Below are 26,058 nucleotides of genomic sequence, written 5' to 3' on the forward strand. Positions count from 1 at the left end.
TGCGATGTCGGCTGGGCTTGAGCCGTAGACCGTGCTCGGCTCAGTCGGCCAGGCGGTGGGCGACGCGCTCGGGGACGCGACCCGTCTCGGGCTGGCCGATGAGGTCCTCGGGAACCTCGGTGGAGCGGGAGATCGCGGTCATGGCATCGCGGGAGACGACCTTGACGCGCTCGCGCGGCTTGGAGGCCCCTCCGGTGACGACGACCTCACCGTAGCCCTCACCGAGCTCGCGCTCGTAGGCGTCCAGAAGCTCCCAGCCCTCCCAGTTGGTGAAGGGGATGCCGCGGGACTCCAGCAGGGCGATGATGGCGTCGTGACCGACCTGGGCCTCGTCGCTGGTCTCGGCGTGCAGCAGGCCGGCGTTGGCGTCGGCCACGAGGTTGGTGATGGTCTCCTGCGCGTCGGACTTGGTGGAACCGATGAGGCCCACGGGGCCGCGGCGGATCCAGCCGGTGGCGTACAGGCCGGTCAGGGGCTTGCCGTCCTCGCCGAGGACGCGGCCGCCCTCGTTGGGGACGACGTGCCGCTCGGCGTCGAAGGGCAGGCCCTCGATGGCGCTGGAGGCGTATCCGACGGCGCGGTAGACGGCCTGGACGGGCCAGTCGCGGTACTCGCCGGTGCCGGTGACGTTGCCGTCGCCGGTCAGGCGGGTGCGCTCGGTGCGCAGGCCGACGACGTGGCCGTCGTCGTCGGTGAGGACCTCGTGGGGCGCCGAGAAGAGGTGGATGTGGATGCGGTGGGAGGCGGTGAGGTCCTCCGGCTCCTGCATCGCGTACCCCTCAAGGGCCTTGACGACCTGGCGCTGCTGGTTGGAGGAGGCCAGGGCCGCCTGCGAGCCCTCGTCGTACTCGAAGTCCTCCTCGTCGACGAGGACGTCGACGTCGGCCTGCTTGCCGAGCTCGCGCAGCTCCAGCGGGGTGAACTTCACCTGAGCCGGACCGCGGCGACCGAAGACATGCACGTCGGTGACCGGGGACTGCTGGAGCGTGGCGGCCACGTTCGCGGGGATCTCGGTGGTCATGAGGTCGTCGGCGTGCTTGGCCAGGACGCGGGCGATGTCCAGCGCGACGTTGCCGACGCCGATGACGGCGACCTCCTTGGCACTCAGGTCCCAGGTACGCGGGTGGTCGGGATGACCGTCGTACCACGAGACGAAGTCGGCGCCGCCGTAGCACTCGGGGGCGTCGACGCCGGGAATGTCGAGGGGGGCGTCAGTGTCGGCTCCAGTGGAGAAGATGATGGCGTCATAGTGCTCCTGGAGCTCGGCCACCGAGATGTCACGGCCGACCTCGACGTTGCCGATGAGCCGAATGTCCCCGCGCTGGAGGATCTTGTAGAGGGCCACGATGATCTGCTTAATGCGCGGGTGGTCGGGGGCGACGCCGTAGCGCACCAGCCCGTAGGGCGCAGGAAGCCGCTCGAACAGGTCGATACAGACCTCCATGCCCGACTTCGAGAGGATGTCCGAGGCGTAGATGCCTGCGGGGCCTGCTCCGATGACGGCGACATTGAGAGGACGTGCGTTCACTGTTCTTCGTTCCTGTTTCAGGGGACGTGGACGTGGCACCCGCGTTCCCGCTGCCGGGAGAACCGGTTGCTCCGGTCCGGGGCGACGACGGCGGGGTACCGCGCCACAGTCTATGGAGGAAGGCAGGGGCTCCCCCAGGGTGTGGGCAACAACGCGGCTTTGAGCCGCGTCACGTCGGGGAGGGGGTGGGGTTGGGTGAGCGGGTTCGGGTAGGTGGGGTCGGGTCGGCCTGAGCCGGCCCACTCGGACCGAACGTCCTGAACCGGATCGCCCGAGCCGAGCGCCTCGAACCTGCATCCTTGAACTGGCCTGCCCGCACCTGCTCACCCGCACCCGACCCTTCCGAACCTGTATCCGCGCACCCGGCCCTCCTGTACCCATGTCCCCGCACCTGGCCTTTCCGAACCTGTGTCCCTGAACTAGCACACCCGGACTGGACTTCCCGGACCAGCCCACCCAAACCGGTTGGCCGGTTCAGGTGGGTGAGTTCGGGACGTGAGGCAAGAGCCGGCCCCACTCCACCTCCTTATGCCTGAAGCCAAGAAGGTCGACGCCCCGGGGTTTTCGTTGCTGTGCCGGTGATTCTGGGTGGCTGCCTCAGCGTGCAGGGTGCGGAGGATCGGGCTATACTGTACATATGTTCGAAGGCGGTGTGCTTCCTCGTGTCCCGGCCGGTGGTGCGGCCGGGACGCTGAGCGCGCCTGCACAGGACGTGTCGGCGGGGGCCGTGGCCTGCGTTGAGGATGTGGCGGGTCTGTTGCGGTCCCTGGCCGCGGGCGGTGAGCTGGCTAGTGTGGTGGAGGGGCTGCTGGTCCGCCTGCTGGTCACCACCCAGGACCACGACGACGACAGCGACGGCGACGGTTGCCCTGCTGATAGTGATGCGGCGCCGGCCCTGCTCGCCAGCGAGTCGGGTGCTGACGCGACGTTGGTGGCTGCCGCTGAGGGACACAGGGTCGTGTCCGTGGAGGAGGCCGGCGGCACGGGGCTGCTTGGTCTGGGGGCGTGGGGTCTGGGTGAGCTGGCGGCGGCGTGTCACCGTCTGGCGGCGTGGGCGTCTTGGGGTGAGGCCCTGGCGGCGGCGTGCCTGACCGCCTGTGGTGAGCTGTCGACCCACCCCGGTCAGTGGGGCCCAGACGGTGCGGTCTCACCGGTGGTGGGGTTCGAGGAGCGCAGGTTCAACACCACCTGCCTGCTGTCGGCCCGCCTGGGGCTGTCCCGAACTCAGGCCGGGCAGATCGTGGACCACGGCAGCACTCTGATGGACATGGGCTTTAACCCCACCGAGGTCATGGAGCGATGCGGGGTGCTGGACGCAGCCAAGGCGTCCTTAGTGACTCGCCGCCTGGAGGGGGTGCCGGCCCCGGTGGCACTGGCCGTTCAGGAGCGGGTCCTGCCCCAGGCGCCCAGGCGCAGCGTGTCCCAGGTAGGACGCGACATCGAGCGGGCCCTAATGGAGGTCGACCCCGCCGGGCATGCTGAGCGGGTGCGAGTCAATGCCTCCCGGCGGTGCGTGACGCGTCCCAGGCCCGCCGGCGAGGGCATGTCCCAGGTCCGCCTGCTGCTACCGACCATGGACGCGCTGCTGCTGGACGCGACCCTGGACGCGATCGCCGCCAGCGCCAGGGCAGCCGGTGAGCAGCGCACCCCAGCCCAGCTGCGCGCCGACGCCATCACCGCCATGACCCTGTCCACACTACGCACCAGCCAGCAAGCCGCCTACCACAGACCCACACAAGCCCCCGACGACGACACCAGTGGCGGCACTGGCGGTGGTGGCGGTCTCGGCAGCAGCACTGGAGACTTTGGCGGTGTGAGTGAGCTGGGTTCAGTGCCTGCCTCGTTCTCTCCTCCCAGGCGTTCTGCCTCCCTGGGTCGTCTGCTGCCTGACGGGGTGCCCCTGGAAGGGCTTCTGGGGGCCTTGAGCTCCTTGGTGGGGTCCGCCAGCCCATGGTGGACCCCCTCAGGCACCGGCCACCTCCCCCTCCCAGCAAGCATCCACATCGACGTCCAGGTCACCGTCCCCCTGACCAGCCTGGCTGGTCTGGCACCACCAGAAGACCCCACCGGCAGAGGTGACCCCAGGGGCAGTGAGTGCTCCGAGGCGCCCCGCCACCCGAAGTCCGGCAGAGCCTCCCCAGACCAGAACCCCACCGTCACGACCGATCCTCTCAACGGTGCAGCACCCCGGGACAGCAGGAGAAGTCTGCCCACCACCAGCAGCAGGAGCCTGCCCACCGCTGACGGGAGGAGTCTGCCCGGTTCCAGCGGGAGGAGTCTGCCTGTACCCGCCCCGGCCACCCCCGCCTCCAAGGCCGCCGCCTCGTGCTCCGCCGCTGCGGGCGGGGTTGCTCAGGTGCGGATCGGGGCGCGCAGTGTGGCGGTACCGGCCCTGACTGCCTGGGCCCTGGCCGCCGGCGGGACCTGGAGGCGCCTGATCACCGACCCAGCAAGCGGAGTCGTGATCGACGTGGGACGCACCAGGTACCGTCCCCCGGCCGGTCTGGCCGACCTGGTGCGCGCCCGCGACCGGGCCTGTGTCTTCCCCACCTGCCAGACCCCCGCCGAGCGGTGCGACATCGACCACCTCACCGCCTGGAGTCAGGGCGGGACCACCAGCCTGGACAACCTCGCCACCCTGTGCGAGGCCCACCACCGCCTCAAGCACACCCCCGGATGGGCCCTCACCCGAGACCAGGCCGGCGGGATCCTGTCCTGGCACACCCCCGACAAGACCGTCTACCAGCGCCACCCCAACGGCACCATCACCCGCCTGCCCCGCAAGACCGGCCCCCACCAGCACCACGTCCCCGGCGCCGTCGTACCAACCGACCTGAGCAAGCAGATCAACCCCGACATCCTCAACCGCCTCAACCGAGCCCTTGACAGAGCACTCGACAACCAGGCCCACAACCACACCGGCCCCGGCACCAACACCAACGGCAGCACCAGCCCCCGCCTCGAGACCCGCGGCCCCCAACCCGGCCAGAGAGCCGGATCCTACGAGACCACCCCCTACCCCAAAGCCGCCCACACCCTCCAACTCGCACCCCTCATCGACCAAGCCCCACCCTTCTAAGTGACCGGGCCACTACGCGCTGACGACCGGGATGTCTGTGAGGCGAGCGACGACTCGCTCTTTCGTATAAAGATATTCACCTGCCGGCATATCAATCGTGATGCTATCCTCGCCGACATCTGGCCACACAACCGGGAGGGACTGGGAAGTCCCGGGCTCGAGACTGTACACAAAGTTATTCGCCAAGGGAACTCGATTCCCATTGGGGTACGCATAGTCGGCTTCCAAATACCTCAACCCATCACTGATGGATGGTTAAGCTGCTCACATACCACACTCCAGACAGGCCGCGCATTTCCATCATCTTCCCCGGCAATGCGAAGGGAGCAACCGGCATACTGACCGCCTCACTAGAGGTGAGAACTACCTTTCCAGTCAGGTAGCCCCCTACTCTAACTACATGGTCAATCGTCATGTGCATGGTCTTACCACCGACCTTCACATCGACACCCTCAGGGCCCTTACCTACAGGGCCTGCCGGGTCAGGCACGGTCGCCGACGACGGTGCCTCACTCGCACTTGGTGACGCACTGGATTCGGCGGCCTTAGAGGGCGTCAGCGTAATCTCCACACGGCGATTGATCTGTCTGCGCTCGTCAGTGTCGTTCGGAACCCGCGGCGAGGACTCTCCCTTGCCTGAGACCGACTCCTTCCACGCAGACAAGTCCGTCAGCTTCTTGAGACGCTCCGACACCGCCTTGGCCCGCCGCTCCGACAGATCCTGGTTGTGTGCGTCATCAGCGACATCATCGGTATGGCCCGTGATCGTCAGATCTCCACCAGAGGGAAACTTCTTGATCTGCTCCACCACAGTCGCCAACACACTGTCAGCCTGAGTCGAGAGCTGATCGGAGTCTGTCGCGAACGTGACATCCCCGGCCACCGTCACCGTCGTCGACTTCTCATCCTGCTTCGTATCCGACGACCCATCCATCGACACGGTCGCCCGCTCGAGCTTGAAAGGACCAGGGTCGGGACCCTGAAGGTTGGCCTTAGCGATCACGTCATCGACATTGAAATCCACCTCCGCCTCCTTCACCACAGGAACACCGACAACAACACCCATGTTGGGAAGCAGCATCTCCACAGAATGTACTCCATCATTCAGAGCGCCGAAAACAGGGAAAGCATCCTTCGGGGCACCTTTTGTGACCGCACCGGAGAGGTCTTCAGTGTTCCCTCCAAGCTCGACGTAGACCAGACTCTGCTCCAGTGACATCATCCGGACATCAGCAGTCGTACCGACGTTTTCCAGTTGGGCGAATGCCTGGGAAAGGTACACATCTTCTTTTGAGTCGGTAGAGATGTGAAACCTCGCCACCGTGTACTTTCCCTTCACCGCGACCGGCCCGACCTCCACCGTCATCGGAGCACCTTGATACTCCGTACTGAGCACCACCCCACCGTGGGGACCAGTCGCGGTCGCCACCGCACGTGGGGACGCGGCACCCGAGCTCTTCCCAGAGGAGGCGGTATCGCCCTTCTTGAGCACCCCGCACCCCGACAGGACGGCCCCCGCACCGGCCAGGGCGGGCAGGGCCAGGACACCACGTCGGGACAGTCGGGCACAGGCATCAGGAGGCAGCGGCGTCAAGGACGACATGTCGAGGACCTTTCAACGCATTGGGAACACGTACCTGACACCCTATACGCTGCGATCCATCTCACACGCTGGGAAACGACCCGTATCTTCTCGACTCGCCACGGGAAGTCATGGGGAGTTGGGAGGCCTCATCAGCTCCCAGGTCGGATGCTCAGGCGGCGCGGTCCACGAGGATGCGGGCGAAGTCCTCCATGGCCGCACGCACCTGCCTCACCCGCTCACCGGCATCAGCCTCAGCCGCCGCGGCGGCCTCGCCCTCGATGCCAGCCTGAGCCAGGCGCTGCCGGGTTCCGTCAAGGACGGCCTCCTCCAGTCCCTCCAGGCCCTCCACTGCCTGAGCGGCCCAGTCCATGGCCATCTCGCGGGTACGGGCCAGGACGGGGTGCTCGCGCAGGCGAACAACGACGTCGGACAGGAAGGCGTCGTCGGAGAGGTCGCCGGTGGACAGGCGCGAGAGGATCGCCTGGCCGGCGGCGTCGAGCTCGCCGGCCGCCAAGGCCTTGCGCAGGAGGAGGACCGGCATGGTGTCCACTCCCTCGCGCAGGTCGGTGCCGGGGGTCTTGCCGGTGGTGGCCGAGTCGCTCATGAGGTCGATGACGTCGTCGGCCAGCTGGAAGGCCACACCGATCCGCTCGCCGAACTCCTCCACGATCTGCTCGGTGCGCGTCCCGGCACCGGTGAGCATCGCCCCGTAGCGGGCGGACACCGCGATGAGGGAGCCAGTCTTGTCCGCCAGGACCTGGATGTAGTGATCCACCGGATCGTTACCCGACGGGCGCGGCAGGGTCTCGTGGAGCTGACCCATGCACAGGCGCTCGAAGGTCTTGGCGTGGGCCATGACGGCCTCCGGGCCGAGGGCCGCCACCAGCTGGGAGGCCCGGGCCACGAGGACGTCGCCGGTGAGGATGGCGGCGGAGTTGCCCCACACGGTCTGAGCGCTCGGGGCGCCGCGGCGCAGCGGGGCCTCGTCCATGACGTCGTCGTGATAGAGGGTGGCGATGTGGGTCAGCTCCACGGCCACCCCGGCGTCGCGGATCTCCTCACCGGTGGCCAGGGCCGGGTCGCCGAGCTGGGCGGTCAGCAGGGCCAGGACCGGGCGCAGGCGCTTGCCCCCGGCCTCGGCCAGGTGCGAGGTCGGCGGATTGATGGTCTCGTCGGCGCTGGTGACCACCTCCATGAGGCGGTCCTCAATGGTCTGGAGGGCGGGGATGATGCGCGACTCCAGCTCGGGGGCGCTCAGCGGCAGTGATCCGATCACGGAAGGAGCATAGCCGTCTGGTCGAACAGGTCGAAGGCGGTCTGCGGCAAAATGCCCAACCCGATTGTGGCCATCACCGCAACGCTGACCGCAAGGATGATCGGGCCGCGGCTGCCCACGACCACGGAGCGCTCGCCGTCGGGCTCATGGAAGAACATGAGCACGATGAGTCTCATGTAGAAGAAGGCGGTCACGGCCGAGCAGACGACGGCGAGGATGACGAAGGGCGTCCCGTTGCCGCTCAGGCCGGTGGCGAAGAGCCGGAACTTGGCCATGAAGCCGGCCGTCAGGGGCACTCCGGCGAAGGACAGCAGGAAGACGGTCATGGCACCGGCCGCCCAGGGGCTGCGGCGTCCCAGGCCCTTGAAGGCATCCAGGTCGCCGTCCTCACCGCCCACCGAGCCGTCTCGGTGGGAGCGCACCAGGGTGACGATGCCGAAGGCCCCCACGGTGGCGATCCCGTAGGTCAGGGCGTAGAAGCTGAGCGCGGAGATCGCCGCCTTGGAGTAGGCCCCGATCCCGATGAGCATGAAGCCGGCGTGGGCGATGGCCGAGTAGGCGAGCATGCGCTTGACGTCGCGCTGAACCACCCCGACGACGGTGCCCAGGAGCATGGTCAGTGCTGCCACGGCCCACAGGGCGGGGGCCAGGTCCCAGCCCATGGCGCCGGCGATCAGGTAGTAGAAGCGCACCAGGGCCAGGAAGGCGGCGGCCTTGACGCCGGCGGCCATGAACCCGGTGACCGGGGTGGGGGCACCCTGGTAGACGTCCGGGCTCCAGGCGTGGAAGGGCACGGCCGCCACCTTGAACAGCAGGCCGACGATCACCAGCATGAGGCCGGCCAGGATGAGCCAGTCCTGCCCCGCCGCGCTGCTCACGGCCTCGCCCAGGGTCTTGTAGTCGACGGCGCCGGCCACCCCGTAGAGCAGGGCCGAGCCCATGAGGAGGAAGGCAGAGGCGAAGGCCCCCAGCACGAAGTACTTCAGCGCCGCCTCCTGGCTGAGGAGCCGGCGGTGGCGGGCGGTGGCCGCCAGGATGTACAGCGGCAGGGAGATCATCTCCAGGATGACGAACAGCGTGATGAGGTCGCTGCTGGCCCCGAAGAGCATCATGCCGCCCAGTGAGAACAGGGTCAGGGGGAAGATCTCGGTCGTGGTCCACCCGGCCAGGATGGACTCGCTCTCCTCCGCGCTGCCGGGCCGGTCGGCGGCCTGGGCCGCGAAGGCCCCATCTCCGACCGAGGTGCGGTCGGCCATCACCAGGACGGCCAGCAGCCCGATGACCAGGAGGATGCCCTGGGCGGCGATGGAGAAGGGGTCCTCGGTCAGGCCCGCGGACATGCGGGCGCCCGGCAGGAAGCCCTTGGGGAGCTGGAACTGGGGCACGGCCGCGGCGGCGGCCCCGGCGGCCTTGACCTCGCCCCAGCGCAGGAACAGGGAGACCCCGGAGGCCAGGATGGCCAGGAAGCTCAGCGTGGACTGGATGGCCAGACGGGCGGGACGAGCGATGAAGGCCTCCACGAGGACCCCCAGGACACCGGCGCCCAGGATGATGAGGACCGGCGTCAGGGCGTCCCAGTTGACGATCGGGGCAGTGGCTGAGGGGCTCACTTGGTGTTCCCTTCCGTAGCGGTGGAGGCGGCGGGAGCGTCAGTCGCACCGCCGGCATCGGGGCTGTCACCGGCGCCGCGGGCTGAGGCCTCAGCCTGCGAGGAGCTGGTGACCGTGAGCGCGACCTGCCGGGCGACGTCGTCGAAGGCGGACGTCAAGACGCCCGGGGCCAGTCCGAGCGCGAGCATCGCGGCGATGATAGGGACGACGACGAGGCGCTCGCGCCCGTCGAGGTCGGGGCTGCCCACGCGCTCGGGGGCGGGCGCCCCGGTGAAGACCCGCTGGTAGGGCAGCAGCATGTAGACGGCGGCGATGACGACGCCGACGACGGCCGCACCGCCCAGGGCCAGCGAGACCGAGAAGGTGCCGGTAAGCACCATCCACTCGGGCACGAACCCGCTCAGGCCCGGCAGGGCGATGGAGGCCAGCCCGCTGACCAGGAAGGTGCCGGCCACCAGCGGCATGACCCGGGCGATGCCGCCGAGCTCGCTGATGGCGACTGTCCCGGTGCGCCGGGCCATGAAGCCGGTGACCAGGTAGAGGCCGGCGATGGACAGCCCGTGGGCCACCATGTAGACCATGGCGCCGTTGGCGGCCACCTGGTTGCCGATGAAGATCCCCAGGACCATGAAGCCGAAGTGGCTCACGGAGGTGTAGGAGATGAGGCGGTAGAGGTTGTCCTGGGCGATGGCGGCCAGGCCCCCGTAGATGATGGAGACGACCGCCAGGACCAGGATCACCGGGGCGGCCCAGCGGGAGGCCTCCGGGAAGATCGGCAGGACCAGGGTGATCATCCCGAAGGTGCCGATCTTGTCGAGGATGCCGATGAGCAGCACCGAGGTGCCCGGGGTGGCCTGCTCGGCGGTGTCGGGCAGCCAGGTGTGGACCGGGACCAGCGGTGCCTTGATGGCGAAGGCGATGAAGAAGGTCAGGAAGATCCAGTGACCGGCGGAGGTGGACACGTGCAGGTCGGCGGCCACCGAGTCGATGAGGAAGCTGGGGACGCCGTTCTTGGCGGAGTGCAGGGAGACGGCGATGACGCCGATGAGCATGATGAGCCCGCCGGCCAGGGAGTACAGGAGGAACTTCAGGGCGGCGCGCTGGCGATTCCGCCCGCCGAAGCAGCCGATGAGGAAGTACACCGGGATGAGCATCGCCTCGAAGCACAGGTAGAACAGCAGCAGGTCCCGGGCCGAGAAGATGACGACGACGAAGAACTCCAGCGTCAGGACGAGCCCGGTGAACAGGCCCTGCCGGTCGGCGGGGACCTCACCCCAGGAGGCGAGCAGCACCAGGGGCGTGACGAAGGCGCCCAGCAGCACCATGGACAGGCCCAGGCCGTTGACGCCCAGGGCCCAGGAGGCGCCGATGGCGGGGATCCAGGAGTGGGTGTCGGTCAGCTGGACGGTGCTGGCTTGAGCCAGGTCGAAGGCGCTCAGCGCCCACAGGCCCAGGGCGAGGACCGCCAGGGAGAACACGAGGCCCACGGCGCGGGCGTGGAGCCGGCGCAGCGGCGGGACCAGCCACAGCAGGAGCGCCCCGGCCAGCGGCGTGACCGCCATGACGGTCAGGACGGGCAGCGATGCGGGAAGAGTCGGCATGTGTCGTGTCCTCTCAGAACCTGGCGGCCAGGACGGCGATGAGTACGAGGACCGTTCCGGCCAGCATGTAGCCGGCGTAGGAGCGCACGTACCCGGACTCGGTGCGGCGGGTCAGGCGCCCCAGGGCGCCGGTGCCCGCAGCGGCACCCTCGATGGCGCCGTCGACGACGTAGCGCTCGACGGCGTCGGTGGCCAGGACCAGTCCCTGGCCGGTGCGCATGGCCAGGGCCTCGTTGATGGCGTCCTGGTACATGTCCTTGCGGGCGGCCTCCACCAGGGGGTTGGCCGGCTGCAGGACGACGGGCACCGGGCGGCGCACGTACATCCACCAGGCCACAAGGACCCCGACGACGACCAGGACGAGGGTGGCGCCCATGATGACGGTGGCCGGCAGAACCGGCTCGCCGTGCTCGGCGTGACCGGTGACCGGCTCCAGCCAGGTGACGAACATGTTGTTGTAGGTCAGCAGCCCGCCCAGGCCCGCGGAGAACACGGACAGGACGATCAGGGGCAGGGTCATGAGCCAGCCGGACTCGTGGGGGTGGACCTCGCCCTCCAGGTCGTCCTTAGTGGTCCAGCGCTGCTTGCCGTGGAAGATCATGAAGAACAGGCGGGACATGTAGAAGGCGGTCAGGCCCGCACCCAGCAGGGCGATGGTCCCCAGGATCCAGGGCTTGGCGCCCTCGCCGACGAAGGCGGCCTCGATGAGGCGGTCCTTGGACCAGAATCCGGAGAAGGGCGGTACCCCCAGGATGGCGAGCCAGCCGATGCCCATGGTGATCCAGGTGATCGTCATGGCGCCGCGCAGGCCGCCGAAGCGGCGCATGTTGACCTGGTCGCCCATGGCGTGCATGACCGAGCCGGCCCCCAGGAAGAGCTGGGCCTTGAAGAAGCCGTGGGTGAGCAGGTGGAAGATGGCGAAGGCGTAGCCGACCGGGCCCAGGCCCGCTCCCAGCATCATGTAGCCGATCTGGCTCATGGTGGAGGCGGCCAGGACCTTCTTCATGTCGTCCTTGGCGCTTCCGATGACGGCCCCCAGCAGCAGGGTGATGGCGCCGATGACGGCCACGGCCGTCTGGGCGCTGGGGGCGCCCTCGAAGACGGCGGCGGAGCGGACCATGAGGTAGACGCCCGCGGTGACCATGGTGGCGGCGTGGATGAGGGCCGAGACCGGCGTGGGGCCGGCCATGGCGTCACCCAGCCATGCCTGGAGGGGGAACTGGGCGGACTTACCACAGGCCGCCAGGAGCAGGAAGAAGCCGATGGCGGTGAGCCAGCCGGTGCTCACCGAGCCGTCGAGGGAGGCGGCGGAGACGGCGTCGAAGGAGACCGAGCCGACTTGGCCGACCATCGTCATCATGGCCAGCAGGAGGCCGACGTCGCCCACGCGGTTCATGATGAAGGCCTTCTTGGCGGCGGCGGCGTTCTCGCGACTGGTGGCCTGCTCGCCCTGGGGGGCGTCGGCGTCGGCGGTGTTCCAGAAGCCGATGAGCAGGTAGGAGGCCAGCCCCACGCCCTCCCAGCCGACGAAGAGCGCGATGTATGAGTCACCCAGGACCAGGGTGAGCATCGCGGCGATGAAGAGGTTGAGGTAGGCGAAGAAGCGGCGCCGGTCGCGGTCGTGGGCCATGTAGGCCACCGAGTACAGGTGGATGAGGAAGCCGACGCAGGTGACCAGCGTGACGAAGGTCAGCGACAGCGGATCCAGGCGCAGGCCGACGTCGACGCTCAGGTTCCCGGCGGAGAACCAGTGGTAGAGGGGCAGGCCGATGACGCGTTCCTCAGCGGGCAGGCCCAGGACCTGCACGAGGATGCCCACGCCGAGGCAGGCGGCGGCGAAGGAGGCGGCCAGGCCCAGCCAGTGGCCCCAGGCGTTGGAGCGGCGGCCGGCCAGTAGCAGTAAGGCGGCGGAGGCCGCGGGGACGGCGATGAGCAGCCAGGCCCAGGAGGCCAGGCCGGTGGCCTCGGTCAGGGGCGTCACGACGGTGGTGACAGGAGCGGGAAGCATGTCGGTGGTCTCTCCCCTCAGTTCTTGAGCAGGTTCTCGTCGTCGACCGACGTGGACCTGCGGGTGCGGAAGATGGATACGACGATGCTCAGACCCACCACGACCTCGGCGGCGGCCACCACCATGACGAAGAAGGCGAAGACCTGGCCGGTGAGGTTGCCGTGGATCCGGGAGAAGGTGACCAGGACGAGGTTGACGGAGTTGAGCATGAGCTCAACCCCCATGAGCTCGATGATGGCGTTGCGGCGCAGCAGCACCGTGAGTGCCCCCAGGGTGAACAGCACCCCGGCCAGGATGAGGTAGACGGTGATGGGGAGACTCACTTCTCCTCCTTCTGCTCCGGGGCGGCCGAGTCGGCTGCCCCGTCATCGCTGAGGACGGGCTGCTTGACGGTGGGGGCGGCGGCGCCGGGCATGGAGGGCATCCCGGAGCGGCGGGCGTCCCGGGGGCCGCCGGCCTGACCGGTCTGGCCGGCCCCGGCCAGGCGGGAGACGATTGTGCCCGAGCGCTGGGCCAGTCCCATCTCCGGGGAGACGTCGGACAGCTCCAGGCCCTGGCCGCGGGCCCGCAGGACCCGGGGCACGGACTCCTCGACGGCCTCGCCCTGGGCGTCCAGGGCCGGGGCGGCGGCGGAGTTGGTGGAGGCGTAGACGCCGGGCATGGGCTTCTGGCCCGGGTGGGCGCCCTTGGCGGCGTAGTCCTGCATCTTGCCCTCGGCCACCGCCCGCTGGCTGAGCCGGGCCCGGATGCGCTGGCGGTGGGTGAGGGTCAGGGCGCCGACGGCGGCGACGATGAGCAGGATGGCGGTCAGCTCCATGGTGACGACGTGGTCGTGGTAGAGCGTGACGGCCAGCAGGTCGGGAGCGGCCTTGGCGCCGTCCTTGAGACCGGCCGGCTTCGGCAGGGTGGAGCGCCACACGACGGCGGTCAGAGCACCGGCCAGCCCCAGTCCCAGGAGGATGAGGACCGGGCGCCTCATGACGGTACCGGCGGCGCCCACCGGCTCGTCACCGCCCACACCCACGAGCATGATGACGAACAGGACGAGGGTCATGACAGCGCCGGTGTAGACCACGACCTGGGTGATGCCCATGAAGGGCGACTCGTTGACGATGTAGAGGACGGCCAGCGAGATCATGATGCCGATCATGTTGATGGCGGCGTTCACGGCGCGCTTGGCGGTCAGGACGCCGATGCCGCAGGCCACGGTGACCAGGGCGACGACGCCGAAGACGATGGCCTCACCCAGCCCCAGGTGACCGTCCTGAGTCAGGGCGGTCGGGGCGACGGCGGGGGCTCCGGTCATCAGCAGGGTGCTCATCGCAGGGCTCCCTTCACGGTGTGGCGGCTGCCCCGGCCGGAGGCGGCGGGGGCGGCCTTGGCGCGGGCGGACTCCAGGCTGGGGTCCTCGGGTCGGTGGCTCCGCACCCAGTCGATCTGGGCCTGGGTGGAGCCGACGACCTTCCCACGGTAGTAGTCGCCGTCCTCGGTGCCCTCGACCATGGGGTGGGGCGCGGACACGGCGCCCTCGGGCACGGGGGCCAGCAGGTCCTCCTTCTCGTAGATGAGGCCCTCACGGCCGGGGCCGACGAGCTCATCGAAGTCGGTGGACATGGTCAGGGCCCGGGTGGGGCAGGCCTCGATGCACATGCCGCAGAAGATGCAGCGCAGGTAGTTGATCTGGTAGACGCGCCCGTAGCGCTCGCCGGGCGAGTACTGGGCGCCGGGCTCATTGGAGGCGGCCTCGACGTAGATCGCGTCGGCGGGGCAGGCCCAGGCGCACAGCTCACAGCCGATGCACTTCTCCAGGCCGTCGTCGTAGCGGTTGAGCTGGTGACGGCCGTGGTAGCGGGGCATCACCTGCGGCGGCTCGAAGGGGTACTGCTCGGTGACCACCGGGCGGAACATCGAGGAGATGGTGACCCCGTAGCCAGCCACGGGCGCGAAGGCGCGGGCCAGGGCGGAGGGAGCGTCACGCAGCCACTTATCGTGCTGCGAGCCCCGGGAACGGTGGGGGCGATCAGTCATCTTTTCCCTCCTGGGGTGCCTCAGCGGCCGTGTCTGTGTCCTTGCCGCCGGCCGGGTCGGCCTTGAGGTCAAGAGTGAAGGTGGGCAGGGCGGTGGCTGCGTCCGTACCGGCCGGAGCTGCCGTGCCGACCACACCTGCTGAGTCGGGGGACTCGGCAGAGGCGGCGGAGTCTGCGGAACCGGCTGCGTCGTCGTCATCGACATCGGTGTCCTCCAGGAGGCCGACGGCGGTGGCCGCCCCGGTCTCGGAGTCACCGGCCGCGTCGGTCGCCTGCGCCGCCAGGGCGGCGCGGCGGGCGCGCGGTGAGGGCGGCAGGGACGTGCCCGGAGGCGGCGGGACCGGGAAGCCCTCGAGGAAGGCGACGTGGTCGTCCTCGGCGTCCAGGATCTCGACGTCCTCGTCGTCCGCATCCTCGTCGTCGTCGCCCTCATAGTCCTCGTAGAGCTCCTCCTCTTCCTCCTTGTCGGGGATGAGGAAGAGGATGAACATGATGACGCAGAACACGACGGCCATCGGCAGCAGCAGGGCCTGCACGGAGGCGCCCGAGAAGGTGCGGAAGGCGCGCACCACCGCCACCAGCACGAACCAGACCAGGGAGATCGGGATGAGGACCTTCCAGCCCAGCTTCATGAAGTGGTCGTAGCGGATGCGCACCAGAGTTCCACGGGTCCAGATCATGAAGAACATGACGGCCCAGACCTTGGCGACGAACCACAGCATCGGCCACCAGCCGGAGTTGGCGCCCTCCCAGAACAGGCTGAGGATCGCCGAGCGCCAGCCGCCCAGGAACAGGGTGACGCACACGGCCGAGACGTTGAACATGTTGATGTACTCGGCCAGGAAGTACCAGGCGAACTTCATCGAGGAGTACTCGACCATGTGGCCGGCGACGAGCTCGCCCTCGGCCTCGGGCAGGTCGAAGGGGAGGCGGTTGACCTCACCGACCATGGAGATGACGTAGATGATGAAGCTGGGCACCATCGCCACGGCCCACCAGATGCGCTCCTGGGCGGTCACGATCCCGGAGGTGGACATGGTCCCCGAGGCCAGGAAGACCGTGAGGATGGACAGGCTCATGCTCAGCTCGTAGGAGATGACCTGAGCGGCGCTGCGCACGGCACCAAAGAGCGGGTAGGTGGAGTGCGTGGACCAGCCGCCCAGGATGATCCCGTAGACGCCGAAGGCGGTGATGGCCAGGATGTAGAGGACCGCCACCGGGAAGTCGGTCAGCTGCAGAGGCGTGGAGTGGCCGAAGATGCTCACCTGCGGCCCGAAGGGGATGACCGCGTAGACCATGAAGGCGCTGAAGGCGGCGATGAGCGGCGCCAGGAGATAGATGACTTTCTCGGCCCCCTTGAGCCAGAAGTCCTCCTTCATGATGAGCTTGCCGGCGTCGGCGACCGCCTGGAGTAGGCCGAGGGGGCCGTTGACGTTGGGGCCCAGGCGGGTCTGCATGCGGGCCAGGCCGCGCCGCTCCACCCACAGCGCCATCATGACGCTGACGATGAGGAAGGCGACGATGAAGCCGGCCTTGATGAGGGTCAGCCACCAGGTCTCGGCGGAGAAGTCGGCGGTCACGCCCCCGTTGGGCAGGGCGTCGTCGGCAGCGGCCTGAGCCGCGTAGATCGGGTTCACCTCAGTACCTCCGCTGCATGGGTCACGGTGACCTGGGAGCCGTGCCCGGCGCCCAGGGTCTGGTGGACGGTGGAGCCCGCCGAGCACTCGGGCAGCCACACGGTGCCGTCGCTGACGCCACCGACGACGGCCGGCAGGGTGATGGATCCGGCGGCGGTCGCCACGGTCACCTCCTGGCCGGCTGCCAGTGACAGGCGCTGGGCGATGTCGGCGCCCACCCGGGCGACGGGGCGCAGGGCGGTGGCGGCCAGGAAGGGCTCACCGTCCTGGAGGCGCCCGGCGTCGAGCATGGGCTTATGAGTGGTCAGGCGGGCCTCCACGCCGTCGTCGGCGGCGACGGGGGCTCCGGCGCAGACCGCCGGGGCGGGCCCGAAAGCGACCGACGGGCGCTGCCCTCGCCACAGTCCCAGGTCGGCGAGCTGCTCGTGCAGGACGACCAGGTCGTCGACCTGCAGGTCGACTCCCATCTCGTCGGCGAGCATGCCCAGGACCTGGCGGTCGGTGCGCGAGCGCGAGACGTGGGCCTGGCCGAAGGGGCGCACGCGCCCCTCCCAGTTGACGAAGGTGCCGTTCTTCTCCACGGCCGGGGCCACGGGCAGGACGACGTCGGCGTGCTCGCTGACCTCGCTGCGGCGCACCTCGAGCTGGACGGTGAAGCCGCTGGCGGCCAGGGCCGCGCGGGCCAGGCCCGGGTCGGGGAAGTCGCGCAGGTCGATGCCGCCGACGACCGCACCACCCAGGCTCCCCTCCAGGAGGGCCGAGAGGATGGCGGTGGCGTCGCGGCCCGGAGTCGCGGGCAGGAGGTGCTCGGGGCCCAGGTTCCAGGCCTGCTCGACCTGGGCGCGGGCCTCGGGGTCGACCACGGGGCGACCGCCGGGCAGGAGGCCGGGCAGCAGGCCCGCCTCGATGCCTCCGCGCTCGCCGCTGCGGCGCGGCACCCAGGCCAGGTGGGCGCCGGTGGCGGTGGCCAGGGCGTCGGCGACGCTCAGCAGGCCGGGGACGCGGACGGCGCGCTCACCGATGAGGATGGTGGCGCCGTCGGCCCGCAGGGCCTCGACGAGCTCGGGGTGGGTCTGGCTGAGGTGGGCGACGACGCGGGCCTCCTCACCGGGCGGGGTGAGGATGGCCTGGGCGGAGAGCTTGCGGCTGCCGGCGCTCAGGCAGGTGGTCACGGTGGCCACCTTGACGCCGCCGGCGCGCACGCCCTTGCGCAGGCGCAGGAACAGGGAGCCGCACTCGTCCTCGGGCTCCAGGCTCAGGAGCAGGACCTGTCCGGCCCGCTCCAGGTGGCGGTAGGTGACGGCGCCCAGTCCGGTGCCGGCCACGCGGGCGGCCAGGAAGGAGTCCTCCTCCTGGCTGTGGCTGCGCACGCGCTGGTCGATGTCGTTGGTGCCCAGGGCGGTGCGGGCGAAGCGGGACCAGGCCCAGGCGTCCTCCAGGGTGAGGCGGCCGCCGGGCAGGAGCCCCACGCCCCCGTCTGCGGCGGCGCGGGCCAGCCCCTGGGCGGCCACGTCCAGGGCGTCGGACCAGGAGGTGGTGACGAGTTCACCGGTCTCCTCGTCGCGCACGAGCGGCACGGTGAGGCGGTCGGGCTGGGAGGACCAGGTGAAGGCGAAGCGGTCCTTGTCGGTGATCCACTCCTCGTTGACCTCGGGGTCGTTGCCGGCCAGGTGGCGCAGGACGACGCCGCGGCGCATGTCGACGCGGATGGCGGAGCCGGAGGCGTCGTGCTCGGTGACGGAGTCGGTGGAGACCAGGTCCATGGGGCGGGCCCGGAAGCGGTACTTCGCGGAGGTCAGGGCGCCCACGGGGCAGATCTGGATGATGTTGCCCGAGAAGTAGGAGGCGAAGGGGCGCCCGGAGGCGTCCAGGTCCTCGCGGCCGGCACCGAGGTCGGGGCCGTAGTCGGTGCCGTCGGAGGCACCGGGCTCGCCGCCGGGGCCGGTCAGGTCTCCCAGGGCGCTCAGCGAGGGCACGCCGCGGATCGTCTGGAGGTCGGCGTCGAGCCCCTCCTGGGGCGCCTCGGTGTGGAAGTCCAGGACACGGGCGTCGAAGCGCCCGATCTGCTCGGAGTACAGACCCCCGGCGTGCTCGGGCTCGCCGTCCATGTCGAAGGAGGGGTGCCCGCCGCCGCGGCCCTGGAGGGCGATGAAGGGGTCACCGGGGATCTGGTCGGCGAAGCGCACGCAGCGCTGGCACAGGATGCACCGGTCGCGGTCCAGCAGGATGTTGCTGGTCAGGCGCAGCGGCTTGGGGAAGGTGCGCTTGACGTCGGTGAAGCGGGTGGCGGACTGGGCGCCGGAGGCCATGAGCTCCAGGGCCTGGTTCTGCAGAGGGCACTCGCCGCCCTTGTCGCACACCGGGCAGTCCAGCGGGTGGTTGATGAGGAGGAACTCCATGGTGCCGGCCTGAGCCTTGGCGGCGACCTCGCTGGTGGCCTGGGTGGAGATCTCCATGCCCTCCATGGCGGTCATGGCGCAGGAGGGCTGGGGCTTGGGCATGGGGCGCACGACGCCGTCGCGCCCCGGCATGGCCACCTCCACCAGGCACTGGCGGCAGTTGGCCGACGGCGCGAGCAGCGGGTGGTCGCAGAAGCGCGGGATGCGCACGCCGACCTGCTCGGCGGCGCGGATGAGGAGGGTCCCCTTCTCGACCTCGACGGGCAGCCCGTCAATGGTCATGTGGACCATCTCGGGGGCCGGGGGCGCCGCGGGTGCGGAGCTCTTGGTGGTCGTCTCAGCAGTCATGGCTCACCGTGCGCTTTCGAAGACGGAGGAGGCGGCGTAGGGGAAGAGCTCGCCGGCGGCGGCGGTGTAGCCGGCCTCGAACTCCTCGCGGAACCGCTTGATGCCGGTCAGGACCGGGGTGGCGGAGGCGTCACCCAGGGCGCAGAAGGAGCGTCCGGCGATGTTGGAGGCGATGGACTCGAGCTTCTCGACGTCGCCGGGCAGACCGCGCCCGGCCTCCAGGCGCAGCATGATCTGGCGCATCCAGTAGGTGCCCTCACGGCAGGGGGTGCACTTGCCGCAGGACTCGTGCTGGTAGAACTCGGTCCACCGGGTGACCACGCGCACCACGGAGACGGTCTCGTCGAAGACCTGCAGGGCGCGGGTGCCCAGCATGGAGCCGGCCTCGGCCACGGACTCGTAGTCCAGGGGGACGTCGAGCTCGTCGGGGCCGAAGATCGGCGTCGAGGAGCCTCCCGGCACCCAGAACTTCAGCTCGTGGCCGGGACGGATGCCGCCGGAGAGCTCGATGAGCTCGCGCATGGTGATGCCGAAGGGGGCCTCGTACTGGCCGGGGTGGGCCACGTGGCCGGAGACGGAGAAGATGCCGTGGCCCTTGGACTTCTCGGTGCCCATGGTGGAGTACCACTGGGCGCCGCGGGCCAGGATCGCCGGGACCGAGGCGATGGTCTCGACGTTGTTGACCACCGTGGGCCGGGCGTAGAGGCCGGCGACGGCGGGGAAGGGCGGCTTGAGGCGGGGGTGGCCGCGGCGGCCCTCCAGGGAGTCCAGCAGGGCGGTCTCCTCACCGCAGATGTAGGCGCCGGCCCCGGCGTGGGCGGTGATGCGCAGCCGCTGCTGGCCGTCGAGGCCGAAGCCGGTGTCCAGCAGGCCGGACTCGGTGGCCTCGCGCACGGCGCTGAGCAGGCGGCGGTAGACGTGGGGGACCTCGCCGCGCAGGTAGACGAAGGCGTGGTCGCCGCCGATGGCTCGCGAGGTGATGGCGATGCCCTCGATGAGCGCCTGCGGGTTGGACATGATCGTGGGGATGTCCTTGCAGGTGCCCGGCTCGGACTCGTCGGCGTTGACCACGAGGTAGCGCGGGCCGCCGTCGACCGGGGGCAGGAAGGACCACTTCAGGCCGGTGGGGAAGCCGGCGCCGCCGCGTCCGCGCAGGCCGGAGTCCTTGATGAGGCCGATGAGCTCCTCGCAGCTGAGGGTCTTGGCCTTCTTCAGGCCCTCGTAGCCGCCGTGGTCGAGGTAGGTCTGCAGGGTCCAGGAGCGCTCCTGGTCCCACAGGTCGCTCAGAACCGGGGTGAGGGTCCCCGGCGCGGTGTAGGTGGCGGTGTCACTCACTTGGTCTCCTCCTTCGGCGCGGTCCAGCCCTGCTCGCGGGCGATGCGCAGGCCGCGCAGGGTCGGCTCGCCGGGGCCGCGCCCCTCGTCGGTGCGGCCGTCCTCGAAGCCGGCCAGCAGGCGCTCGTTCTCGCGGAAGGTGGGGACGGTCTCGGGACCGCGGGTGGGGGCGACGTCCTCGCCGCGCTCGAGGGCCTTAATCATGGCGACGGCGGAGTCGGGGGTCTGGTTGTCGAAGAACTCCCAGTTGACCATGACGACGGGGGCGTAGTCGCAGGCGGCGTTGCACTCGACGCGCTCGAGGCTGATGGTGCCGTCCTCGCTGGTCTCCTCGGCGCCCAGGCCGGTGTGCTCGGTGACCGCCTTCCAGATCTCGTCCCCGCCCATGACGGCGCACAGGGCGTTGGTGCACACGCCCACGTGGTAGGTGCCCACCGGGTGACGGCGGAACTGGCTGTAGAAGGTGGCCACGGCGCTGACCTCGGCCCGCTCCAGGCCGAGCCGGGCGGCGCACAGGGCGATGCCGGCCGGGGAGACGTAGCCGTCCACGGACTGGATGAGGTGGAGCATCGGGATGAGGGCGCTGCGCTCCTTGCCCGCCGGGTAACGGGCGATGATCCGCTCGATGTCGACCTGCAGGCCCTGGGCGACCTCTGAGCTGTAGCCGGCGGCCACGGCGGCTTGCGCGACGGTTCCCACCGGGCCGACCGCGCTGACGGTGGCGATGGTCTCGACGGCCGGGTTGACTGCGTTCTCGGTGGTGCTCATCAGCGGTCCACGCCTCCCAGGACGGGGTCGATGGAGGCCAGGGTGGGCACGAGGTCGGCGATCATGCCGCCTCCCCCATCATGGCCAGCGACTGCAGGTTGGAGAAGGAGGGGTCGCGGAAGTGGACCCGGTAGGGGCGGGTGCCGCCGTCGGAGACGGCGTGGACGCCCAGGATCCCCTTGGCGTGCTCAACGGTCTGGTAGACCTGCCCGGCCGGGACCCGGAAGCCCTGGGTCACCAGCTTGAAGTGGTGGATGAGGGACTCCATGGAGCTGCCCATGATCTCGCGCACGTGCTCCAGGGACTGGCCCTGGCCGTCGGTGGCGATGGACATGCGGGCGGGCCAGGCGATGGTCGGGTCGGCCACCATCGTGGTGTTGGAGGGGTCGTCGCCGCGGGCGGCGATCTCCTCGAGGCGGTCCAGGCACTGGGAGACGATCTTGAGGGACTCGTAGGCCTCGTCCAGGCGGATGCGCAGGCGGTTGTAGCAGTCGGAGACCCTGTAGGTGGGGACCCGGAAGTCGTAGGTCTCGTAGCCGCAGTAGGGGTTGGTGCGCCGCAGGTCCAGCGGGTAGCCGGCCGCGCGCAGGCAGGGCCCGGTCAGGCCCAGGGCGAGCCCTCCGGCCAGGCTGATCTCCCCCACGCCGATGAAGCGGGACTTGAGGATCGGGTTCTCCAGGAGCAGCAGCTCGAGCTCGTGGATGTCCTTCTTGATGTCCGGCATGACCGAGCGCACGAACTCGGTGAAGCCCTCGGGGATGTCCTGGGCAAGGCCCCCGGGGCGGATGTAGGCGTGGTTCATGCGCAGCCCGGAGACCATCTCGAAGGCCTTGAGGATGTTCTCGCGGCAGCGGAAGGCGATGGTCATGAGCGTGGTGCCGCCCATCTCGTTGCCCCCGGTGCCCACGGCCACGACGTGGGAGGCGATGCGGTTGAGCTCCATGAGCAGCACGCGGGTAACGGTGGCCTTCTCCGGGATGTCGTCGGTGATGCCCAGGAGCTTCTCGACGGCGAGCGCGTAGCCGACCTCCTGGAAGAAGGGGGCCACGTAGTCCATGCGGGTCACGAAGGTCTCGCCCTGCACCCAGGTGCGGTACTCCATGTTCTTCTCGATACCGGTGTGCAGGTAGCCGGTTCCGACGCGGACCTCGGTGACGACCTCGCCGTCGGCCTCCAGGACCAGGCGCAGCACGCCGTGGGTGGAGGGGTGGACCGGGCCCATGTTGAGGACGATCCGGTCGTTGCGCAGGCGGTCGGCCTCGTCGCGCTCGGCGATCTGGGCGACGACGTCGTCCCAGTCTCCGCCGCTGACGGTGAACTGCTCGGCGCCGGCGGACAGCTCGTCCGTGGCGGGCCCGGAGGCGCGGAAGGTGCGTGCGGTGCTCATCAGCGGTAGGACCTCCGGGTGTCGGCGGGCGGGGTCTGGGCGCCCTTGTACTCGACGGGGATGCCGCCCAGCGGGTAGTCCTTGCGCTGGGGGTGGCCCACCCAGTCGTCGGGCATGGCGGTGCGGGTCAGGTGGGGGTGGCCGTCGAAGACGATGCCCATGAGGTCCCAGGTCTCGCGCTCGTGCCAGTCGTTGCCGGGGTAGAGCGAGACGAGGGAGGGCACGTGCGGGTCGGTCTCAGGGCAGGCGACCTGCAGGCGCAGCTGACGCCCGCCGTGGGTCAGGCTCATGAGCTGGATGCAGGCGTGCAGCTCGCGCCCGACCAGCTCGGGGTAGTGGACGCCGCTGACGCCCAGGCACAGCTCGAAGCGCAGGTCCTGGTCGTCGCGCAGGGGGCGGGCGACATCGAGCAGGTGCTCGCGGGCGATGAACAGGGTGAGCTCGTCGTGCTCGATGACGACCTTCTCGATGGCGGCGGCCGGGTCGATGCCGGCCTCCTGGAGGTCCTCGATGAGGGCGTCGACGACGTCGTCGAACCATCCGCCGTAGGGGCGCGCGGCGGCGGGGGCGAGGGTGACGACGCTGCGGTGCTCGCCGTAGCCGGTGGTGTCGCCTGCGTCGGAGGCGCCGAACTGGCCGGTGGGGGCGGTGATGACCTCCAGGCGCAGCTCGGGGCGCACGGGGGTGCCGGCGACCGCGGGGACGGCGGGGGCCTCGGGAGTCTCGGTCAGGGCCTCGGAGCCCGAGTCGTGTGCCGGGGTGTTCTTCTCACTCATGCCAGCAGGCCCTTCATCTCATGGGTGGGGGTGGCCGACAGCGCGGCGGCCTCGACGGCGCGGGCGATCTCCTCGCGGTGCTTGAACAGCGGCTTCTTCTCGATCTGGCGGGTCAGCTCGAGCATGGCGTTGAGGAGCATCTCGGGGCGCGGCGGGCAGCCCGGCAGGTAGATGTCCACCGGGACGATGTGGTCGCAGCCCTGGACGACGGCGTAGTTGTTGAAGATGCCTCCCGAGGAGGCGCAGGCCCCCATGGAGATGACCCACTTGGGCTCGGGCATGGAGTCGTAGACGTTGCGCACGATGGGGGCCATCTTGTGGGAGACGCGGCCCGAGACGATCATGACGTCGGCGTGGCGCGGGGAGGCGCGGAAGACCTCCCAGCCGAAGCGGGCCATGTCGAAGCGGGGGGTGCCGGCGGCCATCATCTCGATGGCGCAGCAGGCCAGGCCCATGGTGACGGGCCACATGGAGCGGGCCTGGGCCAGGCCCGCGAGCTTCTCGACGGTGGTCAGCAGGAAGCCCGGGCTGTCCACCTCGGCGGCAGCGGCGGCGTAGGGGTCATTCCGCTTGGACGGGATGGACGCCATGTAGGCGTTGTGCTTCTTCATGCTCTTCACTGCTGTGTACTCCTTGGGATCGTCGGGCTGGGTCCTGGCCGGTCAGAGCGGCGTCAGTCCCAGTCCAGTCCGCCGCGACGCCACTCGAGGATGTAGGGCACGGTGATGAGGCCGATGAACAGGACGGCCGCCCCCAGCCCGAAGAAGCCCAGGCGCCCGAAGGCCGTGGCCCAGGGGTAGAGGAAGACCACCTCGACGTCGAAGATGATGAAGGTCATGCCCACCAGGTAGAAGGAGACGGGGAAGCGCCCGTGCTCGGTGTTGGCGGGGGTGGGGTCGATGCCGCACTCGTAGTTGGCGACCTTGACCCGGTTGCGCCGGGCGGGGCTGATGATGGCGCTCATGGCCAGACCGCCGACGGCCACCAGGAGGGCCAGCGCGGCCATGATGAGCAGGGAGGCGTAGGGGTTCATGCTTCCGGCACCATCCTTGTCAGGAGCTGGATGAAGTGGTCGATTCCGTCGCCGCCGCGGCGCTCCCACCCGTCGGACAAGAGCTTGGTGACGAGCTTCATGAGGCGCTTGCGCGGCAGCCCGTAGCGGGTGCACAGGCGCATGACCTCGGGGTGCTCGATGAGGGCGACGAAGACACGGCCGAGCGTGTAGTAGCCGCCCATCTCGGAGCTGAGGGCCTTGGGGTACTGGGCCAGGACCTGCTCACGGCCGGAGGTGGTCGTGCGGGCGGATGCCTGGGCGGCGGCCTGGGCGGCCAGGCGGCCGGACATGAGGGCCTGGGCGATGCCCTCGCCGTTGAAGGGCGAGACCATGCCTCCGGCGTCGCCCAGCAGCATGAGGCCGTCGGCGTAGTGCGGCTTGCGGTTGAAGGCCATCGGCAGGGCGGCGCTGACCAGGCCGCCGACCTGGTTCTCCTTGGTGAAGCCCCAGGAGGCCGGGACGTTGTCCATCCAGCGGTTGAACACGGCGCGGTAGTCGATGGCGGTGGCCTGGGCGCGCGAGGAGACCGAGCCGAGCCCGACGTTGACCAGCCCCTCCCCCACGGACCAGATCCAGCCGTAGCCGGGCAGGAGGTCGGACTTGCCGGGCGTGCCGTCCCACAGCTCGAGGCGGGACTCCATCCAGGCGTCCTTGGCGCGCGGGGAGCGGAAGTAGGCGCGCACGGCCACGCCCATGGGGCGGCGCTCGTTCTTGGTGCGCCCGACAGCGGTGGCCAGGCGAGCCGAGACGCCTCCGGCGTCGACGACCAGCGGGGCGGTGAAGGTGGTGGGCCCCTCGATGCCGGGGTAGGCGACCCGGTTGGTGGGGCGGGCCTCAACGCCGGTGACCCGACCGGTGGGAGAGGTGACGGGGCCGGTGACCGTGACGCCGGTGAGCAGGCGGGCTCCGGCCGCGGCGGCATGCTCGGCCAGGTCGCGGTCGAGCAGGGCGCGGGGGCGAGCCATCCCGTAGGAGGGGAAGGAGGCCTGCTCCGGCCAGGGGAAGTGGAGGAGGTGCCCGCCGCCGATGACGCGCAGGCCGCGGTTGCGCTGCCAGCCGGTGGTGTCCATCCCCATGGAGACCAGCTCGCGCACGGCCGAGGGGGTCAGGCCGTCTCCGCAGACCTTGTCCCGGCCGAGCTCCTGCTTCTCCAGCAGGATGACGTCGAGACCGAGAGTGGCCATGTGGTAGGCCGCGGAGGATCCGGCCGGGCCGGCCCCGACGACGATGACGTCGGCAGAGGCGGAGGCGCTGGACTGGGCGGCTGCCTGGGTCACTCGGGCTTCCCTCCTCGGCACTGCTGGTACTGCGGGCATAGTCGTAGGCATCACAGTTGGCACCGTAATGCAGGCCCCGCACGGGGCGGAGCCTGTGCCGACTGTACCCAGGCGGCCGACACCTCCATGACGGGAGCGGCGAGAGAGGAGGCGAACCGCAGTTTTCGTTGCCGTGACGGCAATCCTCAGAGAAGTCCCCACCTCAACGACAGATGACGGCGCCCCAGAATTACGCTGCGAGTGAGTGACGAATTTCAACAGTGTCGGACGGGACCTGCGTCCTAGCGCGGCCCCGGCGCGGTCGGAGGCCGGCTGGGAGCGGTCTGCGGCATGCCTTGGCGGCGAGACCGCGGCCGGGATTTGC

Annotated in this window: 18 protein-coding genes and 1 pseudogene; 1 reads left to right on the forward strand and 18 read right to left on the reverse strand. The window is 69.8% G+C overall.

Translation table 11 applies throughout. From position 1 onward, the window contains the following. Positions 1-40: 40 nt before the first annotated feature. On the reverse strand, positions 41-1,528 hold the full coding sequence (locus HMPREF9058_RS10730; RefSeq protein ID WP_009406996.1) for an FAD-dependent oxidoreductase: 1,488 nt from the start codon (positions 1,526-1,528) through the stop codon (positions 41-43). A gap of 637 nt (positions 1,529-2,165) precedes the next feature. Between HMPREF9058_RS10730 and HMPREF9058_RS10735 the strand changes: the two genes are divergently transcribed. Continuing rightward, entirely contained in the window at positions 2,166-4,607 is a 2,442-nt protein-coding gene (locus tag HMPREF9058_RS10735) for an HNH endonuclease signature motif containing protein (RefSeq protein ID WP_009407320.1), read from the forward strand. Positions 4,608-4,848: 241 nt separating this feature from the next. On the opposite strand, the gene HMPREF9058_RS12830 is transcribed toward HMPREF9058_RS10735, so the two are convergent. The 17 genes and pseudogenes from HMPREF9058_RS12830 to HMPREF9058_RS10820 form a co-directional block, all read right to left on the reverse strand. Next, entirely contained in the window at positions 4,849-5,973 is a 1,125-nt protein-coding gene (locus HMPREF9058_RS12830; protein ID WP_254654132.1) for an OmpA family protein, read from the reverse strand. Between the two features lie 388 nt (positions 5,974-6,361). After that, positions 6,362-7,468, reverse strand: a complete 1,107-nt coding sequence (locus HMPREF9058_RS10745; protein ID WP_009747773.1) for a polyprenyl synthetase family protein — start codon at positions 7,466-7,468, stop codon at positions 6,362-6,364. Beyond that, on the reverse strand, positions 7,465-9,078 hold the full coding sequence (gene nuoN, locus HMPREF9058_RS10750; RefSeq protein WP_009407422.1) for an NADH-quinone oxidoreductase subunit NuoN: 1,614 nt from the start codon (positions 9,076-9,078) through the stop codon (positions 7,465-7,467). The genes HMPREF9058_RS10745 and nuoN overlap by 4 nt, the downstream gene beginning before the upstream one ends. After that, positions 9,075-10,679 carry an NADH-quinone oxidoreductase subunit M gene (locus HMPREF9058_RS10755; RefSeq protein WP_009747754.1) on the reverse strand — a complete coding sequence of 535 codons (1,605 nt, stop codon included), beginning with the start codon at positions 10,677-10,679 and terminating at the stop codon, positions 9,075-9,077. The genes nuoN and HMPREF9058_RS10755 overlap by 4 nt, the downstream gene beginning before the upstream one ends. Positions 10,680-10,692: 13 nt before the next feature. After that, entirely contained in the window at positions 10,693-12,687 is a 1,995-nt protein-coding gene (gene nuoL / locus HMPREF9058_RS10760) for an NADH-quinone oxidoreductase subunit L (RefSeq protein WP_009747886.1), read from the reverse strand. A gap of 17 nt (positions 12,688-12,704) precedes the next feature. After that, positions 12,705-13,010 carry an NADH-quinone oxidoreductase subunit NuoK gene (nuoK, locus tag HMPREF9058_RS10765; protein ID WP_003787144.1) on the reverse strand — a complete coding sequence of 102 codons (306 nt, stop codon included), beginning with the start codon at positions 13,008-13,010 and terminating at the stop codon, positions 12,705-12,707. Next, on the reverse strand, positions 13,007-14,008 hold the full coding sequence (locus HMPREF9058_RS10770; RefSeq protein ID WP_009407293.1) for an NADH-quinone oxidoreductase subunit J: 1,002 nt from the start codon (positions 14,006-14,008) through the stop codon (positions 13,007-13,009). The genes nuoK and HMPREF9058_RS10770 overlap by 4 nt, the downstream gene beginning before the upstream one ends. Further along, positions 14,005-14,715: an NADH-quinone oxidoreductase subunit NuoI gene (gene nuoI / locus HMPREF9058_RS10775; RefSeq protein WP_009407197.1), complete on the reverse strand. Its 711-nt coding sequence runs from the start codon at positions 14,713-14,715 to the stop codon at positions 14,005-14,007. Before nuoI ends, HMPREF9058_RS10770 begins: the two co-directional genes overlap by 4 nt. Next, on the reverse strand, positions 14,708-16,351 hold the full coding sequence (gene nuoH, locus HMPREF9058_RS10780) for an NADH-quinone oxidoreductase subunit NuoH (protein WP_009407031.1): 1,644 nt from the start codon (positions 16,349-16,351) through the stop codon (positions 14,708-14,710). The genes nuoI and nuoH overlap by 8 nt, the downstream gene beginning before the upstream one ends. Further along, positions 16,348-19,098: an NADH-quinone oxidoreductase subunit G gene (locus HMPREF9058_RS10785; RefSeq protein ID WP_009407367.1), complete on the reverse strand. Its 2,751-nt coding sequence runs from the start codon at positions 19,096-19,098 to the stop codon at positions 16,348-16,350. Before HMPREF9058_RS10785 ends, nuoH begins: the two co-directional genes overlap by 4 nt. Positions 19,099-19,101: 3 nt before the next feature. Next, positions 19,102-20,433 carry an NADH-quinone oxidoreductase subunit NuoF gene (gene nuoF / locus HMPREF9058_RS10790; protein ID WP_003787154.1) on the reverse strand — a complete coding sequence of 444 codons (1,332 nt, stop codon included), beginning with the start codon at positions 20,431-20,433 and terminating at the stop codon, positions 19,102-19,104. Next, a complete protein-coding gene (nuoE, locus tag HMPREF9058_RS10795; RefSeq protein ID WP_009747859.1) occupies positions 20,430-21,200 on the reverse strand; it encodes an NADH-quinone oxidoreductase subunit NuoE in 771 nt (256 codons plus the stop codon). Before nuoE ends, nuoF begins: the two co-directional genes overlap by 4 nt. Next, a pseudogene (locus tag HMPREF9058_RS10800) lies at positions 21,200-22,587 on the reverse strand (NADH-quinone oxidoreductase subunit D). Before HMPREF9058_RS10800 ends, nuoE begins: the two are co-directional and overlap by 1 nt. Further along, the gene (locus tag HMPREF9058_RS10805; protein WP_009747763.1) at positions 22,587-23,363 is read right to left on the reverse strand and encodes an NADH-quinone oxidoreductase subunit C; all 777 of its coding nucleotides are present in this window, start codon (positions 23,361-23,363) and stop codon (positions 22,587-22,589) included. Before HMPREF9058_RS10805 ends, HMPREF9058_RS10800 begins: the two are co-directional and overlap by 1 nt. Further along, a complete protein-coding gene (locus HMPREF9058_RS10810) occupies positions 23,360-23,974 on the reverse strand; it encodes an NADH-quinone oxidoreductase subunit B (RefSeq protein WP_175284728.1) in 615 nt (204 codons plus the stop codon). Before HMPREF9058_RS10810 ends, HMPREF9058_RS10805 begins: the two co-directional genes overlap by 4 nt. Before the next feature lie 62 nt (positions 23,975-24,036). Next, a complete protein-coding gene (gene ndhC / locus HMPREF9058_RS10815) occupies positions 24,037-24,396 on the reverse strand; it encodes an NADH-quinone oxidoreductase subunit A (RefSeq protein WP_003787163.1) in 360 nt (119 codons plus the stop codon). Next, positions 24,393-25,694, reverse strand: coding sequence for a geranylgeranyl reductase family protein (locus tag HMPREF9058_RS10820; RefSeq protein WP_009747861.1), 1,302 nt, complete (start codon positions 25,692-25,694; stop codon positions 24,393-24,395). The genes ndhC and HMPREF9058_RS10820 overlap by 4 nt, the downstream gene beginning before the upstream one ends. Between the last annotated feature and the right edge of the window lie 364 nt (positions 25,695-26,058).

The sequence above is a fragment of the Actinomyces sp. oral taxon 175 str. F0384 genome (assembly GCF_000223355.1).
GTDB classification, from domain to species: Bacteria; Actinomycetota; Actinomycetes; order Actinomycetales; family Actinomycetaceae; genus Actinomyces; species Actinomyces oris.

Coding starts and splice junctions, on each gene's coding strand:
- HMPREF9058_RS10810 (WP_175284728.1), bottom strand. CDS start 23,974: ATGAAGAAGCACAACGCCTACATGGCGTCCATCCCGTCCAAGCGGAAT.
- HMPREF9058_RS10770 (WP_009407293.1), bottom strand. CDS start 14,008: ATGAGCACCCTGCTGATGACCGGAGCCCCCGCCGTCGCCCCGACCGCC.
- HMPREF9058_RS10785 (WP_009407367.1), bottom strand. CDS start 19,098: ATGACTGCTGAGACGACCACCAAGAGCTCCGCACCCGCGGCGCCCCCG.
- nuoE (WP_009747859.1), bottom strand. CDS start 21,200: ATGAGCACCACCGAGAACGCAGTCAACCCGGCCGTCGAGACCATCGCC.
- nuoI (WP_009407197.1), bottom strand. CDS start 14,715: ATGACTGATCGCCCCCACCGTTCCCGGGGCTCGCAGCACGATAAGTGG.
- HMPREF9058_RS10805 (WP_009747763.1), bottom strand. CDS start 23,363: ATGAGTGAGAAGAACACCCCGGCACACGACTCGGGCTCCGAGGCCCTG.
- ndhC (WP_003787163.1), bottom strand. CDS start 24,396: ATGAACCCCTACGCCTCCCTGCTCATCATGGCCGCGCTGGCCCTCCTG.
- HMPREF9058_RS12830 (WP_254654132.1), bottom strand. CDS start 5,973: ATGACGGTGGAGGTCGGGCCGGTCGCGGTGAAGGGAAAGTACACGGTG.
- nuoL (WP_009747886.1), bottom strand. CDS start 12,687: ATGCTTCCCGCTCCTGTCACCACCGTCGTGACGCCCCTGACCGAGGCC.
- HMPREF9058_RS10755 (WP_009747754.1), bottom strand. CDS start 10,679: ATGCCGACTCTTCCCGCATCGCTGCCCGTCCTGACCGTCATGGCGGTC.
- HMPREF9058_RS10735 (WP_009407320.1), top strand. CDS start 2,166: ATGTTCGAAGGCGGTGTGCTTCCTCGTGTCCCGGCCGGTGGTGCGGCC.